Origin of the sequence: Anoxybacillus sp. FSL W8-0382, from assembly GCF_038003845.1 — a bacterium.
Lineage (GTDB): Bacteria > Bacillota > Bacilli > Bacillales > Anoxybacillaceae > Anoxybacillus > Anoxybacillus flavithermus_G.
Map to the genome: position 1 here is coordinate 2,460,575 of NZ_JBBOPX010000001.1, position 17,350 is coordinate 2,477,924.

19 protein-coding genes are annotated in these 17,350 nt (G+C 45.6%); 1 reads left to right on the forward strand and 18 read right to left on the reverse strand.

Translation table 11 applies throughout. From position 1 onward, the window contains the following. Positions 1-33: 33 nt before the first annotated feature. From hisIE to hisA, 3 genes are read right to left on the reverse strand one after another with little or no spacing between them, the layout of a single operon-like run. The gene (gene hisIE / locus NSS60_RS13070) at positions 34-648 is read right to left on the reverse strand and encodes a bifunctional phosphoribosyl-AMP cyclohydrolase/phosphoribosyl-ATP diphosphatase HisIE (RefSeq protein ID WP_004892530.1); all 615 of its coding nucleotides are present in this window, start codon (positions 646-648) and stop codon (positions 34-36) included. After that, positions 645-1,403 carry an imidazole glycerol phosphate synthase subunit HisF gene (gene hisF / locus NSS60_RS13075; RefSeq protein ID WP_004892533.1) on the reverse strand — a complete coding sequence of 253 codons (759 nt, stop codon included), beginning with the start codon at positions 1,401-1,403 and terminating at the stop codon, positions 645-647. Before hisF ends, hisIE begins: the two co-directional genes overlap by 4 nt. After that, positions 1,400-2,128, reverse strand: coding sequence for a 1-(5-phosphoribosyl)-5-[(5-phosphoribosylamino)methylideneamino]imidazole-4-carboxamide isomerase (gene hisA, locus NSS60_RS13080; protein ID WP_004892535.1), 729 nt, complete (start codon positions 2,126-2,128; stop codon positions 1,400-1,402). The genes hisF and hisA overlap by 4 nt, the downstream gene beginning before the upstream one ends. A gap of 433 nt (positions 2,129-2,561) precedes the next feature. On the opposite strand from hisA, the gene NSS60_RS13085 reads away from it, so the two are divergent. After that, positions 2,562-3,791 (forward strand): IS110 family transposase, encoded by a 1,230-nt coding sequence (locus tag NSS60_RS13085; protein ID WP_064214420.1) that lies wholly within the window; start codon positions 2,562-2,564, stop codon positions 3,789-3,791. Between the two features lie 64 nt (positions 3,792-3,855). Here NSS60_RS13085 and hisH read toward each other — a convergent pair whose 3' ends face one another. From hisH to uvrA, 15 genes are all read right to left on the reverse strand, one after another. Beyond that, a complete protein-coding gene (gene hisH / locus NSS60_RS13090; RefSeq protein WP_340720894.1) occupies positions 3,856-4,557 on the reverse strand; it encodes an imidazole glycerol phosphate synthase subunit HisH in 702 nt (233 codons plus the stop codon). Then, entirely contained in the window at positions 4,558-5,145 is a 588-nt protein-coding gene (gene hisB / locus NSS60_RS13095; RefSeq protein WP_035018920.1) for an imidazoleglycerol-phosphate dehydratase HisB, read from the reverse strand. It lies immediately after the preceding gene. Further along, the gene (hisD, locus tag NSS60_RS13100; protein WP_340720895.1) at positions 5,142-6,419 is read right to left on the reverse strand and encodes a histidinol dehydrogenase; all 1,278 of its coding nucleotides are present in this window, start codon (positions 6,417-6,419) and stop codon (positions 5,142-5,144) included. The genes hisB and hisD overlap by 4 nt, the downstream gene beginning before the upstream one ends. Next, on the reverse strand, positions 6,409-7,050 hold the full coding sequence (gene hisG, locus NSS60_RS13105; protein WP_192948544.1) for an ATP phosphoribosyltransferase: 642 nt from the start codon (positions 7,048-7,050) through the stop codon (positions 6,409-6,411). Before hisG ends, hisD begins: the two co-directional genes overlap by 11 nt. Beyond that, complete coding sequence (locus tag NSS60_RS13110) at positions 7,050-8,228, reverse strand: ATP phosphoribosyltransferase regulatory subunit (RefSeq protein WP_064220985.1); 1,179 nt, start codon at positions 8,226-8,228, stop codon at positions 7,050-7,052. The genes hisG and NSS60_RS13110 overlap by 1 nt, the downstream gene beginning before the upstream one ends. A gap of 155 nt (positions 8,229-8,383) precedes the next feature. Next, positions 8,384-8,872 (reverse strand): acyltransferase, encoded by a 489-nt coding sequence (locus NSS60_RS13115; protein ID WP_004892552.1) that lies wholly within the window; start codon positions 8,870-8,872, stop codon positions 8,384-8,386. Next, on the reverse strand, positions 8,869-9,516 hold the full coding sequence (gene ppaX / locus NSS60_RS13120) for a pyrophosphatase PpaX (protein WP_004892553.1): 648 nt from the start codon (positions 9,514-9,516) through the stop codon (positions 8,869-8,871). The genes NSS60_RS13115 and ppaX overlap by 4 nt, the downstream gene beginning before the upstream one ends. Next, positions 9,506-10,441: a nucleoside recognition domain-containing protein gene (locus tag NSS60_RS13125; RefSeq protein ID WP_004892556.1), complete on the reverse strand. Its 936-nt coding sequence runs from the start codon at positions 10,439-10,441 to the stop codon at positions 9,506-9,508. The genes ppaX and NSS60_RS13125 overlap by 11 nt, the downstream gene beginning before the upstream one ends. 19 nt (positions 10,442-10,460) lie before the next feature. After that, entirely contained in the window at positions 10,461-11,270 is an 810-nt protein-coding gene (gene lgt, locus NSS60_RS13130; protein ID WP_004892559.1) for a prolipoprotein diacylglyceryl transferase, read from the reverse strand. A gap of 14 nt (positions 11,271-11,284) precedes the next feature. Next, entirely contained in the window at positions 11,285-12,220 is a 936-nt protein-coding gene (gene hprK / locus NSS60_RS13135; RefSeq protein ID WP_004892561.1) for an HPr(Ser) kinase/phosphatase, read from the reverse strand. A 74-nt stretch (positions 12,221-12,294) separates the two neighbouring features. Further along, the gene (locus NSS60_RS13140) at positions 12,295-12,639 is read right to left on the reverse strand and encodes a phage holin family protein (protein ID WP_004892564.1); all 345 of its coding nucleotides are present in this window, start codon (positions 12,637-12,639) and stop codon (positions 12,295-12,297) included. Further along, positions 12,636-12,833, reverse strand: coding sequence for a PspC domain-containing protein (locus tag NSS60_RS13145; RefSeq protein WP_004892568.1), 198 nt, complete (start codon positions 12,831-12,833; stop codon positions 12,636-12,638). The genes NSS60_RS13140 and NSS60_RS13145 overlap by 4 nt, the downstream gene beginning before the upstream one ends. Further along, positions 12,830-13,135, reverse strand: coding sequence for a DUF4870 domain-containing protein (locus NSS60_RS13150; RefSeq protein ID WP_340720896.1), 306 nt, complete (start codon positions 13,133-13,135; stop codon positions 12,830-12,832). Before NSS60_RS13150 ends, NSS60_RS13145 begins: the two co-directional genes overlap by 4 nt. 9 nt (positions 13,136-13,144) lie before the next feature. Further along, complete coding sequence (locus tag NSS60_RS13155; RefSeq protein ID WP_064214037.1) at positions 13,145-14,278, reverse strand: IS4 family transposase; 1,134 nt, start codon at positions 14,276-14,278, stop codon at positions 13,145-13,147. A 218-nt stretch (positions 14,279-14,496) separates the two neighbouring features. Continuing rightward, positions 14,497-17,349 carry an excinuclease ABC subunit UvrA gene (uvrA, locus tag NSS60_RS13160; RefSeq protein WP_192954075.1) on the reverse strand — a complete coding sequence of 951 codons (2,853 nt, stop codon included), beginning with the start codon at positions 17,347-17,349 and terminating at the stop codon, positions 14,497-14,499. Position 17,350 lies beyond the last annotated feature (1 nt).

The window sequence follows — 17,350 nt, forward strand, 5'->3', positions numbered from 1 at the left end:
CGCTTCAGAACAACATGGATAGGTAAAAAAGCATTACCGATGACGCTCCGCTAATACGGAAAGCACATCATCGAGCGACACACGCTGTTCACGCAACAAAACGAGTAAATGATATAATAAATCTGCCGCTTCCCATCGTAGTTCTTCTTTTGAGCGGTTTTTAGCTGCAATAATGACTTCTGCCGCTTCCTCCCCAACTTTTTTTGCGATCTTATCAATTCCCTTTTCAAATAAATATGTTGTATACGACCCTTCAGGACGTTTTGCCTCACGTTCCGCAATAAGCGACTCTAACACATTTAAAATCGCGAAACGATTCGGCGTAGCAACTGGCTTTTCATCGTTTAACCGATGATGAAAACAAGAGTATTCCCCTGTGTGGCATGCCGGTCCTTTCGGCTCAACGAGTATAAGAAGGGCATCCGCATCACAGTCATAACGAACATCAACAACTTTTTGTACGTTTCCAGACGTTTCTCCTTTATGCCATAACTGTTGCCGCGAGCGGCTATAAAACCATGTTTCTTTCGTTTCTAACGTCTTTTGCAACGATTGCTCGTTCATATACGCTAACGTCAACACTTCTTTACTGTGTGCATCTTGGACGATCGCCGGCACAAGTCCTTGTTCATTAAATTGAATATTCATCGGACGTTTACCCCCTGTTCACGCACGTACTGTTTCACTTGCTGGACGGACGTTTCTTTATAATGAAAAATCGAGGCGGCTAATGCGGCATCTGCTTGAGCGGTTTGAAACACATCAACAAAATGTTGGGCGCACCCAGCCCCTCCTGATGCAATAACAGGAACAGAAACAGCTTCACTTACTCGTTTCGTCAACGCCAAATCAAAACCGTCTTTTCCACCGTCACGATCCATACTCGTTAATAAAATTTCTCCTGCTCCACGTTTGACAGCCTCTTTCGCCCATGCAACAACTTCCCAATTCGTTGGACGGCGACCGCCATGCGTATACACGCGCCACGATTGCATCGTTTCATCATATTTAGCATCAATCGCCACGACGATACATTGCGAACCAAAAAAATTCGCTCCTTCTGTAATCAACTCTGGGCGTAATAACGCAGCCGTATTAACCGACACTTTGTCCGCTCCCGCACGCAAAATCGTTTTCATATCTTCTAATGTGCTAATTCCGCCCCCGACCGTAAACGGAATGGCTAGCTGTGCAGCGACACGCTGAACGACGTGTACCATTGTTTTTCGTCCTTCATGTGATGCTGAAATATCTAAAAAAACAAGCTCGTCAGCTCCTTGTTCATCATACACACGCGCGAGCTCAACCGGATCACCCGCATCGCGCAACGAAACAAATTGCACCCCCTTGACAACACGACCATCTTTCACGTCTAAACAAGGAATAATGCGTTTTGTAATCATTGTTCCACCGCCTTTAACGCTTCAGCAACAGTAAACTGCCCTGTATATAACGCTTTACCAACAATCGCTCCAGCCACTCCTTCATTTTCGAATTGCTTTAAGGCGTGTAAATCATCGAGCGAGCGAATGCCGCCAGAAGCAATAACACGTTTGTTCGTCGCCTGAGCTAGGCGAACAACCGCCTCAATATTTGGACCGGATAACATCCCGTCTGTCGCAATATCGGTAAAAATAAACGTTTCTGCTCCAGCGTCCGCAAGCTGTCTCCCGAGTTCAACCGCTTCGATCGTCGACGTATGTGTCCATCCTTCTGTCGCAACAAATCCGTTTTTTGCATCAATACCGATGACAATGCGTTCACCATACGCGCGAAGCATCGCTTTCACAAACGAAGGATTCGAAATCGCAGCACTTCCTAAAATGACACGCGATACACCTTGTTCGAGGTAATATGCCACGTCTTCTTCTGTACGAATACCACCGCCAATTTGAACGTTCACCGCAAGCGTTTGTGCCACTTCGACGACGAATGCATCATTCACCCGTCTTCCTTCTTTCGCCCCGTCTAAATCGACCATATGAATCCATGTCGCCCCTTGTGAAACAAACGAGCGCGCCATTTCGACTGGCGAATGTCCATATACCGTTTCTTTGTTATAGTCTCCTTGCGCGAGACGAACACATTTTCCGTCGCGCATGTCGATGGCTGGATAAATCGTAAACATTAGTTTCTCTCCCTCGTATAGTATGTTTAGAAAGATTTTTAAATCGAATTTCCAGTTGGATATGCTCCTTGACAATCGCATATGTGTAAGTGATTTGCCCACGGGGGAGGGGCGCGCCCCTCCCCCGTGGATGGCACTACATCGGGGTTGGACTTTTCGCGATGTTCTTGGATAATGGTCTTAGGATCATCGGGGACACTCTTCTCTCTCCTGTAGCTTTGACTACTTAGAAAGTCTGTCTCCCCGGCTCCTGTTCGGACTTCTAACCCGCAGGCTGTTCCCGTTGGTTTCCCATGCTGGAAGGAGCAGCTTCCAGGCAGCCCATGGCCCAACGTGAGTTCTCATATGCGAGGGTGACTGGTCAACAGGCGCGGTCCGGGGGCATCCCGAAGAGTCCCAACCCCACGATCCTACTACGATTGGAGGTGATCTCATGAAACTCTACGTCGGGATTGACGTGAGCTCAACGGACTTATACACGTGTATCATGGATCAAGAAGGAAACACGTGCGCCCAATTCAAGGTGGACAATCATCTCCTTGGCGCGACCTTCCTTCGCGATCAAATCCTCCTGTGGGCCAACAAGCTCCAACCATCCGAAATTCTCATCGGGATGGAAGCCACTTCGGTCTACAGCTGGCATCCAGCGATGTTTTTCCACCAACAGGAGGAGCTGAAGTCTTGGAATGTCAAGGTGTTTACCATCAATCCAAAGCTCATTCGCAAATTTAAAGAAGCGTACACTGACTTGGATAAAACGGACGGCATCGATGCGTGGATCATCGCCGATCGGCTTCGCTTTGGCCGTTTGAAAGTGACAGCTGTCATGCAAGAACAGTTTATCGCCCTTCAACGGCTCACGCGCATGCGCTATCATCTCGTCCATCAGCTGACTCGGGAAAAGCAGTACTTCCTCCAACACTTGTTTTACAAGTGCAGTTCCTTTACCCAAGAGGTGGACAGCTCCGTGTTCGGACATGCCATCTTAGAGCTTCTTCTCGAGTCGTTTAGCTTAGACGAAATCAGTCAGATGGACGTGCAACAGCTCGCTGACTTCTTGCGCCAAAAAGGACGCAATCGCTTTGCCGATCCGGAATGCATCGCCAAGTCCATTCAAAAGGCGGCTCGTTCGTCGTATCGGCTTTCCAAATGTGTCGAGGATTCCATCGACTTGCTTTTAGGGCTATCGATTCAATCCATCCGTAGCCTTCAAGCGCAAATTAAAGAGCTAGATAAAGCGATTACTCGCCATTTGGAAGGCATCCCAAATACGTTACAAACGATTCCCGGCATTGGTCCGGTCTACGCCGCTGGCATCTTAGCCGAAATTGGACAAATCGAGCGCTTTGACAACCAAGCCGCCTTAGCAAAGTATGCAGGTTTGACTTGGTCTAAGCACCAGTCCGGTCGGTTCCAAGCCGAGGAGACTTCCCTCATTCGTTCCGGCAATCGCTATCTCCGTTACTACCTAGTGGAGGCTGCCAACTCGGTACAACGGCATGATGCGTCGTTTCGCACCTATTACCGGAAGAAGTATGAGGAAGTACCAAAGCACCAACACAAACGAGCCCTCGTCCTCACCGCTCGAAAACTCGTGCGTGTGATCGATGCGCTGCTACGCAACGGTCAAATCTACACGCCAAGAAAGGGGGAAGATCGATAGGGGTATCGATCTAACTGATTTTGCATTAAAACCCAGTTAATGACATAAGACAAGACTGGGCTTCTTAAGTATTGCCTTTTTTCGGGTCATCGGACAATCGAATTTCCAATTTCGATGATTTTTCACCTTGACATATTACTGCAGGACTTTCTACAAGCCTTGCATAATTTTGCAATAGACGCATGCCGAGTGCCCCACTCTTCTCCGGATGAAACTGTGTCCCGAATATCTTCCCGCGTCCAACGATCGCAGGAACTTCTACATCATATTGCGCACTTGCTAGCACAACGGTTCGATCATCTGTTTGTACATAATACGAATGAACAAAATATACATGCCCTCGTTCAACGCCATCAAAAAGCGGAGAGGACTGATGGAAAGCAAGCCCGTTCCATCCCATATGCGGCACTTTATATCGTTTTCCTTCTTTTGTCATGCCCGTAAAGCGAACCACACGACCTGGGAGCAACTTTAGCCCAACCGTCAAACCGTTTTCTTCGCTTTCTTCAAACAACAACTGCATGCCTAAACAAATGCCAAGAAGCGGCTTTCCTGCTGCAACTTGTTCGTGGATAAACGAGTCCAGCTTCGTTTCCGTTAACATGTGCATCGCATCTTTAAATGAGCCAACACCAGGCAAAATGAAACCATCTGCTTGACTCAACTTGTTTTGATCGCTTTCAACAATATATGGCACGTTTAACCGTTCTAACGCTTTGCTGACGCTATATAAATTGCCCATGCCATAATCAATAATGCCGATCATTTACAACATTCCCTTCGTTGACGGTACAGATTTGACGCGTGGATCGATCATTGTTGCCTCATCAAGTGCACGCGCAAGTGCTTTAAACACCGCCTCAATCATATGATGTGTATTGCGCCCATAATGAACGATGACATGCACATTCATTCGCGCTTCTAATGCTAATTTCCATAAAAATTCATGTACGAGCTCGACATCAAACGTTCCTACTTTTTGGCTCGGAAACTCCCCACGAAACTCAAGATGCGGGCGATTGCTCACATCGATGACGACTTGCGCAAGCGCATCATCCATCGGAACGAATGCATTTCCGTATCGTCTAATTCCTTTTTTATCACCAAGCGCCTGGCGAATTGCTTGTCCTAAACAAATGCCGATATCTTCTGTCGTATGATGGTCGTCAATATGTGTATCCCCTTTGGCTTGGACGAACAAATTAAAATGCCCATGCTTGGTGAATAAATCAAGCATATGTGTTAAAAACGGCACACCCGTTTCCAACTCCGCTTTTCCTTCTCCGTCCACCGCAAACGTAAGCTCAATTTGTGTTTCACTTGTCGCTCGTTGAATGGTCGCTGTTCGCATTATTTTCCTCCCCTTTTCAACCGTTCCTCTACTGCTCGTGCATGTGCTTCAAGCCCTTCTAGTCGTGCAAACGCCGCAATTTTTGCCGCATGTTGTTGCCAAGCTTGCTCGCTATAAAAAATGATGCTTGATTTTTTCATAAATGCTTCAACTGTTAGCCCAGACGAAAAACGGGCGGTCCCATTTGTCGGCAACACATGATTCGTTCCTGCAAAATAATCCCCCACTGGTTCAGAACTGTAAGATCCTAGAAAAACCGCACCGGCATGTCGAATGGCGCTTAACATTTCAAACGGTTCCGCTGTCATAATTTCTAAATGTTCTGGCGCTAATTCGTTCACGACATCAATGGCTTGTTTCATCGTATCCGTTACATAAATGGCGCCATATTCATTGATCGCTTTTTGGGCAATTTCTTTTCTTGGAAGGGTAGCAAGCTGTTTTTCCACCTCTTCCTCTACTTTTAAAGCAAGTTGTAAAGACGGTATCACTAATATACTAACCGCTCGTTCATCATGTTCTGCTTGCGATAATAAATCGGCAGCAATTTCATTCGGCTTTGCTGTTTCATCGGCTAGAACGACAATTTCACTCGGCCCCGCTATCATATCAATGTCCACTTGACCGAACACTTCCCTTTTGGCAAGTGCGACGTAAATGTTTCCAGGTCCAAAAATTTTATCGACCGGCTCGATCGTCTCCGTCCCATATGCTAATGCAGCGATCGCCTGAGCCCCGCCCACTTTATATATTTCTTGCACGCCAAGCTCACATGCTGCAACAAGGACAGCCGCTGGCAACGTACCTCGCTCATTTGGCGGAGAAACGATGACGATGCGTTTCACTCCAGCCACTTGTGCAGGAATGACATTCATCAGCACCGATGACGGATAAGCGGCTGTTCCGCCCGGCACATATAAACCGACTGCATCAAGCGGTGTTACTTTTTGCCCGAGAATCGTTCCATCGTCACGCGTCATAAACCATGATGTCTCACGTTGACGTTCGTGATATTCTCGAATGTTTTGCGCCGCTTCGCGAATGATATGAACCATGTTCTCATCAACTAGCCAATATGCTTCTTCAATTTCTTCTTGGGTGACGGCAAACGTATCAAGTGAAATGCCATCAAACATTTCCGTATATTTTTTTAATGCGCCATCTCCGTTGTTTCGCACATCATCAATAATCCGTTTGACTGCTTGTCTTTGCTCTTCCGTTCCACTTTCGATCGTCCGCCGAAGCGATACGGTTCCTTGTACACGTTCAATTTTCATCATTTTCCCCCACTTTCTCGATCGCGTACGTTAAACGATCAACCATTTGTTCAATCGCTCGATCTTGCATGCGATAACTAACCGGATTTACAATAAAGCGCGATGTCACATCAACAATTCGTTCGAGCTCAACAAGCCCATTTTCTTTTAACGTTCGCCCTGTCGAAACAATGTCGACAATTCGTTCCGCTAAGCCGATAAGCGGTGCTAATTCAACAGACCCATTTAGTTTAATAATTTCCACTTGTTCCCCTTGCTCGCGAAAATACGTCGAGGCGATATTTGGATATTTTGTCGCCACCCTCGGTGCGATCGGATGAACACGCGTATTCGGAAGTCCCGCCACCGCCAAATAACACGGGCTAATGTGCAAATCTAACATTTCATACACATCGCGCTCTTCTTCAAGGAGCACATCTTTTCCTGCAATGCCGACATCCGCAACGCCATGTTCGACATATGTGACAACATCCATCGGCTTTGCTAAAATAAAACGCAACTGTTCACTCGGTACGTCAATCATTAGTTTTCGAGAATGTTCCAAGTCATCAGGAATTTCATAACCCGCTTGTTTTAACAAAGCAAGCGCTTCTGAAAAAATACGTCCTTTTGGCATCGCAACCGTCAGCATCATCGTTCATCCTTTCCGCGTTTCCCTAATACGTACACTACATCGTCAAATGATGCAGTAAATTGATCCATATCCTGAATACCTGCCACTTGTTGCAATACGACTTTTTCCCCTTTTCGTCTCATTTCCTCCGCTTTTACATACGCCTCCGCAAATCGTTCTTGGCTAAAAATAATGCACGTCGTCTTTTCTCTACGTTGTTGCTCACCAACCGCCTCCATTAAACGATCTAAACGGACGCTAAATCCCGTCGCAGGCGATGGACGATGAAATTTAGCGAGCAATTCATCGTATCGACCGCCGTTGCCGAGTAAAAACCCGACGTTTTCTGCATACACCTCAAAAAGCACACCCGTGTAATAGCTCATATGGCTCACTAAGCTCATATCGAGTTTCACCATATCGGCAACGCCATATTGTTTCACATGCTCGCATAACTGCTTTAGCTCATCGAGGGCGCGATGTTCTTCTTCTGTCATCGCGAATGCTTTTGCTTCTGCCACGGCTTCCTCGCCGCCGCGCAACGTTAAAAGACGTAAAAGACGGTCGCGGTCAATCGAAGAAAGCGGCAACGATTTGACGTGTTCGCGATAACCGACATAATTTTTTTCATATAAAAAGCGACGCAACGTTTCTACCCGTTGTTCGTGGCGCAAAATATCAAAAAACAACGCATCCACATAACCAATATGCCCGATTGTCACCGTAAAGTCGCGCAATCCTGCTCGCTTTAAAGCAAAAATCATTAAACTGATCACTTCTGCATCAGCATACATCGTACCGTCGCCAATATATTCCACTCCAACTTGCTCAAACTCTGCCGGCCTCCCGCCTTCACGCTGCTGAGCACGAAACACATTTGCTGCATACGCTAAACGAAGCGGACACCCTTCTTTATATAATTTTGATGCCGCTAAACGCGCAATGGGCGCGGTCATATCTGGGCGCAACACGAGCGTATGTCCTTCCCGATCAAGCAACTTAAATAGCTGCTGATCTAAAATCGCCGATGCGGCACCAACCGTTTCGTCATATTCTAACGTCGGTGTTTCAATAAACGAATATCCCCACGTTTCGATTTCTGCCATCATTGCTTCCCGCAATGCACGTTTTGTTTTATATACATCTGGCAGCGTATCCCGCATGCCGAGCGGCTTTTCAAACATAAATACTCTCATTTTTGTCCCGTCCTTCTTTCGCTTTAGTTCGATAATATATTAGCAAAGTAAAGTTTGTTATTTGTAGTTTACTCCTCGTTTTTCGTTTCGTCAACTACAAACTCATTCGATTTTTTTTGACTTGATTCCTTTGTTTATTCAAAAAAAAAAACGCCTTAGCGTTCGCTAAGACGAATGATTTGCATCGGATTGCCGCCGACAAATGCACCAGCTGGTACATCACGATGCACGAGCGTGCCTGCGGAAACAACAGCACGATCCCCGATCGTCACCCCCGGCAAAATCGTTGTATTTGCTCCGATCATTACTTCATTGCCGATAATGACATCTCCAAGCCGATACTCATTTACTAAATATTCATGCGCTAAAATCGTCGTATTGTAGCCAATAATCGTGTTGTTACCGATGTGAATTTTTTCCGGAAACAAAATATCTGGCATTACCATAAACGCGAGCGCTGTATGCTCACCAATGTCCATACGTAAAAACGTACGATATAGCCAATTTTTCAGCGGGAAAAATGGCGTATAGCGCCCGATCAAAATGACGATGACATTTTTCAATACTTTCCAAAACGAAACGGTTCGATATACTTGCCATAAGGAGTTCGTTCCTTCAACAACATGGCGTTCGGTTTTTCTCAATGCGGCGTCACCCCTAAAATGCTTAACAAATCGCTCATTTTTTCAAGCATAAAATCAGGTTCGTATTTCGCTAAATGTTCGCGCCCTTTAATCGTCCAAGCAACGCCTGCTGTTTTTGTTCCCGCGTGTTTCCCCGCTAAAATGTCATGATGGTTATCGCCGACCATTAACGTTTCTTCCGGTTTTGCCTGTAAACAAGCGAGCGCCTTTTCAATCGGCTCAGGGTGCGGTTTTGCATGTTCGACGTCATCGAGCGTAATAATGCATTGGAAAAACGAATCTAACTTTGTTAACTTCAATCCCATATTGACAGTATGGCGAATTTTCGTTGTCACAATGCCGAGTTTAAAACCTTTTTCATGTAGCGTTTGTACAGTGTCATACACCGTTTCATATTCTTTCACTAATGCATCATGATGCGCATGGTTAAACGCCCGATACGTTTCAATCATCTCGTCGACCCGATTTGGATCGATGGCTTCAAACGTATCCCGTAGCGGCGGGCCAATAAAGGCGAGCACATCCTCGCGCGTATATTGATTTGGATAATAATGATTGAGCGTATGTAAAAATGATTCAATAATTAAATCGTTCGTATTAATGAGCGTTCCGTCTAAGTCAAATAAAATCGTGTTAATATTCATACGTCGCTTCCTTTCTTTTTCGTTGTTCCATTCGATTCCAAATAAAACTTAACGTAGCTGTAAGCAAAATTGCCGTTGTTAGCCGAATGACTAAAAGCGGCCATACAGGAATTCCAAGCGGCACGAACAATAACGTATCTTCTACTACCGCATGGCACGCCACTAAAAATAAAAACGTCAACGTTAAATCTTTTTTAGACACCCCGTCTTCTTTCACCGCTTGAATCATAACACCAGCCCCGTAAGCAAGACCGAACAATAAGCCTGCTGCCATCGTAAGCGAGGCGTTTTCACGAATGCCAAGCATTCGTGTAAATGGCGATAACCACTTCGAAAACGTATCAAGCCACTTTAATTCTTTTAACACTTGAATAGCGATCATAAGCGGAATAATAATGAGCGCTAACTGCCCGATACCATATATCGCCTTTTCGATCCCTGTCCAAACGATTTCTCCCCACGTATGCGGCGTTGTCGAAGATTGCGGCATAAAGCCGTACTTCGCCATTTGTTCTCCGCCATCCCATAACACATGAATAAGCCAAGCAGCACTAAACGCTAGCCCGACACGAACCGCAACCGTCCACCAAACGCGAACACCTACTTGTGCAGCAACCGCAGATTCAACAAGCATATTGTGTGAAAACGACAACATGACCGCTAAAATAAACACTTCTTTCACCGTCAAGTCCATCGTCAACATCGCACCAATACCGGCATATAAATTTAGAAAGTTGCCGAGCACTAAAACGACCGCAGCATCTCCCGGTAAACCGATCCATCGCATCATCGGCGTTAACACATTTGTCACCCATGGCAAAACGGGAGAATATTGTAAAAGCGTCACAATAACCGTAATCGGAAAAATAACTTTTCCGAGCGTCCATGTCGTTTTTAACCCAACAAACAAACCCCTTTGAAGCACGCTGCCCTTCCCCTTTCATTTAATCGTTGTACCGCTCATTCGCTAAACCGCGCATGCGACGCACAACGATCATCATGACCGCAAACACAATAAGCAAAAGCGAAATGAACTGAGCCATACGAATCGTTTCTGTTAACATTAAACTGTCTGTCCGCAATCCCTCAATAAAAAAGCGCCCGATCGAATACCAAATGATGTACGTGAGAAATAATTCCCCTCTTCGTAAATTTCGTCTTCGGAGCGCAAGCAAAACGAGAAACCCAAGCATATTCCATAACGATTCGTATAAAAACGTCGGATGGTAATATTGCCCTTGTATGTACATTTGATTAATAATCCAATCCGGCAAATGCAAACTTTCTAAAAATGCTCGTGATACAGGTCCCCCGTGCGCTTCTTGATTCATAAAATTCCCCCAACGTCCAATCGCCTGCCCTAAAATGATACTTGGCGCTGCAATATCGGCTAGTTTCCAAAACGACAGCCCTCGTTTTTTAGCGAACACAACACCTGTTGCGATCGCACCAATTAAACCGCCATGAATCGCCAAACCACCATGCCAAATTTGTGGAATTTCGCTTATATGTTGCGAATAATAGTCCCATTGAAAAATAACGTAATACGCCCGTGCACATACAATCGCAATCGGCACAGCAATTAACACAAGATCAACAAATGTTTCTTTTCGTATCCCTAACCGCTCGCCTTCTCGTGTCGCGAGCCAAAGACCAAGCAAGACGCCTGTCGCAATAATGACACCGTACCAATAAATTGTAATTGGTCCGAGTTGGAAAAAGACGCGATCAAGCGGTTCAATATGCAACAACATCAACACTCATCCTCTCATTCATAATCGTGCTCCGCATCGCCAATCGCATCCGCCAACCGCTCAGAAAATTCTTCCGCTGCATTGACACCCATGCGCTTTAAGCGGAAATTCATCGCTGCCACTTCGATAATGACCGCTAAATTTCGCCCTGGACGAACTGGAACCGTCAATTTCGTCACTTCCGTATCAATAATTTTTACCTTTTCTTCTTCAAGCCCGAGACGATCGTATTGTTTATTCAGATCCCATAACTCTAAATCAATGACAAGCGAAATACGCTTATGTGGACGCACCGCCCCTGCCCCAAATAACGTCATGACGTTAATAATGCCGAGCCCACGAATTTCAAGCAAATGTTCAATGAGCTCCGGTGCGCTACCAATAAGCAAATTTTCATCCTCTTGGCGAATTTCGACACAATCATCTGCCACGAGACGATGTCCGCGCTTCACAAGCTCAAGCGCCGTCTCGCTTTTTCCAACACCACTTTTTCCTGTAATAAGTACACCAACACCGTACACATCAACAAGCACACCGTGCACAGCTGTCGTCGGTGCGAGTTTACTTTCTAAATAGTTTGTCAGGCGGCTAGCCAATCGCGTCGTTTTCATCGTTGAACGCATGACAGGCACTTTTCTTTTTTCCGATGCTTCGATAAGCTCCTTTGGTACATCTAGTCCACGTGAAACGATAATGGCTGGTGTAATATCTGTACATAACTTTTCCATACGCAACCGTTTTTCTACAGGCGTTAATCGTTCGAAAAAAGATAGTTCAGTCACACCAAGCAACTGTATGCGCTCAGCAGGATAATATGCAAAATAACCGGCCATTTCAATGCCCGGACGGGATAAATCACTCGTTGTAATCGGGCGATGAATCCCCTCTGCCCCGCTTACAAGTTCAAATTGAAACTCATCAATTAAATCTTTTGTCCGTACTTTTGGCACATGAACCCCTCCTTTTTTCTCATTGTAACACTTTCCTGTCAAAATAAAAACGCTCACGCACGAAGCGGAGCGTTTTACTTTTCTTTTCGTACTGACTCAATGATTAAGTGAAAGAGTGAGATCGCAAGCGATGCAAATAACGCGTTGCTAAAGCCACCGATTTGAAACGAGCTTCCCATGACCCATGCCGTCATTGCCAGTGTGATTGCGTTAATGACGAATAAAAACAGCCCAAACGTCAATACGGTCACAGGAAGCGTCAGTAAAATAAGTAACGGGCGAACGAACGTATTGAAAAAAGACAAAAGAATACTTGCAACGAGCGCTGCCCAAACGCTTGATAAATAAATGGAGTCAAAATATCCAGCTAATGCTAATAATAAAACAGCGTTAATCACTATATGTGCTAGCCATCTCATATGACGTCCTCCTCACTCGGAATAATAAATACCGCAAGCGCGTATAAAAGCGCAAACGGCATAATGCCGGTAATTAATAATAGCGCGACAAACAATAAACGTACAACCGTAGCGTCCATATTCATGTGAGCGGCTAATCCGCTTAACACACCTGCAATCATGCGATCATGACGAAGCCTTACAAGCTTTTTCATTCGTACATCCCTCCCGATTGTTGTAACACTTGAACTCCTTTAATAATATTCCAAACAATAACGACAACATGTACAATGCCACCGATCACAATGCCGATAAACGGAAGACCGATCCATCCGTCTACTCCTGTGATAGCGAAAATCATAAACAGTCCACCCGTAGCAACCACAATTGCAATAGGGATGAGATGAGATAAAAACGATTTTTTCGCATGTTCTTTCACTCGTTCATGTTTCGTGACAAAATAAACGATAATCGGAAATAAAAACGGGGCAAAAAATACACTGAAATAACATAACACGGCTGTTGATTATCCAAAATTAGGCATACTCCTCCCATATATTCGGGCATACTCAAATAAGACAGCTGCCATCTCGGATTTCCATTCGAGAGGAAGTTGCCCAGAGAAAAAACGACGGACAAACGAAAGAAAGGTAAGGGACGAGGTTGTCCGTTTTTCCGTTCGATGATATAGCCATCTCAGTAACACATAAGCGATAAATGCCGCAAAAAGTTGGTTGTATACCGCATGCTCGTTGTTGCCAAATAAGGTCGGAACGTTTAGATATTGCTTGATCCATCGGAAAAACACTTCCACTGTCCAACGTTCTTGATACATCTCGGCAATCTTTTCCGCCGATGCCTCTAAGACGTTCGTGACCACACGGATTTCATGCCCGTTCGCATCCTGAAAGATCACGACGCGATGGCGCTTTTTGGAACGACATTGTTTCGTTCCTAACTGGCAAGTAAAATCCGCCACAATAGAAGAAGAGGAGGAAGAAAGGCGCTTTAGGCTCTTTTTTTGATGGATCTCGACATTGTCTTTCATCCGAATCACAAACGGTTGCTTCTGTTCGACAAACCGATCGAGGCGTTCAATTTTAAAGTACGCTCGATCTTCGACAAGAACCGTTTGTACGTCTGTGAGCCGCTCTCCCACCGGTCCATCGTGGCGCAACCCTACGGTTTCTACGATGTCGCTCGGCATTTGTTGCTCAGGGGAATACGCGACGTGCATTTTCACTCCGGATCGTTCCCCATGATAGGGTGCCCATGTCAGGCGGTTTTTCCCCACGGTGACGGTCGTGGAGTCTACTATACGCAATGCTTTTGGAAAGCGAAGCGAACGGCGGGTTTGGCGATTGCACTTAGAAACAACCAAAGCAAATAAGCGCTTCATCACCTCGTACGGAACTTCTTTCGCTTTCTTAGAAACCGTCGAGTAATGAAACGTCGGCAATCCGTACATTTTCGCCACATCGGCACCATGACGGAAACTTTTCCATTCGTGAAGTGCCGCCAGCAGAAAAAAATCAACCAACGTGCGCACCGTAAACGTCCGCGAAGTGTCATGGTAGCCAACGGCTTCGGTAATCGACTGGAGATCTTCATCAGAAACAATTTTTTGCATCAAATTTGGGAGTGTGGTATGCTTGTGCATAGAGAGCACCTCCTAGGTTTGTTTGTGTTGTTACTTACATTCTACAGGAAAGGTGCTCTTTTTTCTATGTTTTTTATGGATATTATTGGTTAATCAACACGCCTGATAACATAACGCCGCAAGCAACTTATTTCCTTCCATTCGCATCATCTCCCTTTTTCTTTACTTATACATACGATTGTTGGAAAGGAAAGTTTCGTATAAAAAAGCCGAGCGCATTATACGCTCGGTATACGTTGGCGCATGCGTTCGCGATCGCGTGCCAAAATTGGCTGCAAATACTTCCCGGTATACGATCGCTCAACTTGCGCCACTTCTTCTGGCGTACCTACCGCAACGATTTGTCCACCCCCATCGCCGCCTTCTGGTCCAAGATCAATAATATAGTCTGCCGTTTTAATGACGTCTAAGTTATGCTCGATGACAAGCACCGTATCTCCTTGTTCTACAAGCCGTTGCAGAACATGTAATAAACGGGCAATATCATCCACATGCAAACCTGTTGTCGGCTCATCTAAAATGTATAACGTTCTTCCTGTCGAACGACGATGCAATTCAGATGCCAACTTCACCCGCTGCGCCTCGCCACCAGAAAGCGTTGTAGCTGGCTGTCCGAGTTGCATATAGCCGAGTCCGACGTCGTAAAGTGTTTGTAACTTTCGTTTAATTTTCGGGATATTTTCAAAAAACGTCAGCGCTTCTTCTACTGTCATATCGAGCACTTCAGCGATATTTTTATCTTTATATTTCACTTCCAACGTTTCGCGATTATATCGTTTACCGTGACATACTTCACATGGCACGTATACGTCCGGCAAAAAGTGCATTTCGATCTTTATAATCCCATCGCCACGACACGCTTCACAGCGACCGCCTTTCACATTAAAACTAAACCGTCCTTTTTGATATCCACGCATTTTCGCTTCATTTGTCGTTGCGAATAGATCACGAATATCATCAAAAACGCCCGTATACGTCGCCGGATTGGAGCGCGGTGTTCGGCCGATTGGCGACTGGTCGATGTCAATGACTTTATCTAAATAGTGAATGCCGCGAATGTCTGTATGCTCTCCCGGTTTTACTTTTGCATGATGTAACTTTTGCGCTAACGCTTTATGCAAAATTTCATTAATGAGCGTACTTTTTCCCGAACCGGATACCCCCGTCACCGCAACAAACAGCCCGAGAGGAATGCGAACATCGACGTTTTTTAAATTGTTTTCCCTAGCTCCAACGACTTCAAGCCAACGACCGTCTGGCGTTCTTCGTTCAATCGGGAGCGGAATAAACTTTTTCCCTGATAAATATTGACCGGTTAATGAATGTGGATCATTCATCACTTGTTCAGGTGTACCTGCAGCGACAACTTCTCCTCCGTGCGCCCCTGCTCCCGGTCCGATGTCAATTAAATAATCTGCCGCAAGCATCGTATCTTCATCGTGCTCGACGACAATGAGCGTATTTCCTAAATCACGCATGTTTTGCAATGTCGCAATTAACCGATCGTTATCACGCTGATGAAGTCCGATTGACGGTTCGTCTAATACGTATAATACACCGGTTAACCGCGATCCGATTTGCGTCGCTAATCGAATACGTTGCGCTTCTCCACCTGACAATGTCCCTGCCGCGCGGTTTAACGTTAAATAATCGAGCCCAACATTTTTTAAAAAGCCGAGACGCTCAACAATTTCACGCAAAATTAAATGAGCGATTTTTTGTTCTTTTTCCGTCAATTGAAGCGTTTCAAAAAACGTCAGCGCTTCATTGACCGACATCGCCGTCACTTCCCCGATATGTTTGCCGCCAACGAAAACCGCTAAACTTTCTTTTTTCAAACGGTTGCCATCGCACGCCGGACACGGTTGTTCGGTCATATATTTTTCCATTTGTTCACGCACATAATCCGATGTCGTTTCGCGATAACGGCGTTCGACGTTGCGCACGACACCTTCAAACTCCACATACGTTTCGCGCACATGGCCGAAGTCGTTTTCATAGCGAAAATATATTTTCTCACCGTTCGATCCATACAATAAAAGATCGAGCTGTTGTTTTGGCAACTGTTTCACAGGCACGTCCATATCAATGCCGTAATGACGACATACCGTTTCTAACAGCTGCGGATAATATTGCGAGCTTTGTGGTTCCCATGGCGCGAGCGCGTGTTCACGAAGCGTCAGTTCTTTATTTGGAATGACTAAATCGAGATCGACTTCCAACTTTGCCCCTAACCCGTCGCACGATGGACACGCACCGTACGGGCTGTTAAACGAAAATAAACGCGGCTCTAGTTCACCGATTGAAAAACCGCAGTGTGGACAAGCGTGATGTTCACTAAATAACAACTCTTCTTGTCCGATGACATCGACGAGCACTTTACCGTCCGCAAGCTTCAACGCCGCTTCAAGCGAATCAGCCAGGCGCGACTGAATACCTTCTTTCATGATGATGCGGTCGATGACCACTTCGATCGAATGCTTTTTATTTTTTTCAAGTACGATGTCTTCAGATACATCGCGCAATTCCCCGTCGATGCGCACGCGTACATATCCTTGCTTTTTTATTTCTTCTAACGTTTTGACGTGCGTCCCTTTCCTTCCCGAAACGATCGGAGCTAAAATTTGCATTTTCGTCCGCTCTGGATATTGCATCAGGCGGTCAACCATTTGTTCAATTGTTTGCGACGTAATTTCAATGCCATGCGTCGGACAAATCGGACGTCCGATACGCGCAAACAATAAGCGCAAATAATCGTAAATTTCCGTCACTGTTCCAACTGTTGATCGTGGGTTGCGGCTTGTCGTTTTTTGATCGATTGAAATGGCGGGTGACAGCCCTTCAATCGAATCGACATCAGGCTTATCCATTTGCCCTAAAAATTGCCGGGCGTATGCCGACAACGATTCGACATATCGCCGCTGCCCTTCCGCGTAAATGGTGTCAAATGCAAGCGATGATTTTCCCGAGCCCGATAAGCCGGTAAGCACAACGAGCTTGTTGCGCGGAATGACGACATCAATATTTTTTAAATTGTGCGCTCGTGCACCTTTGACGACGATATGATCCATT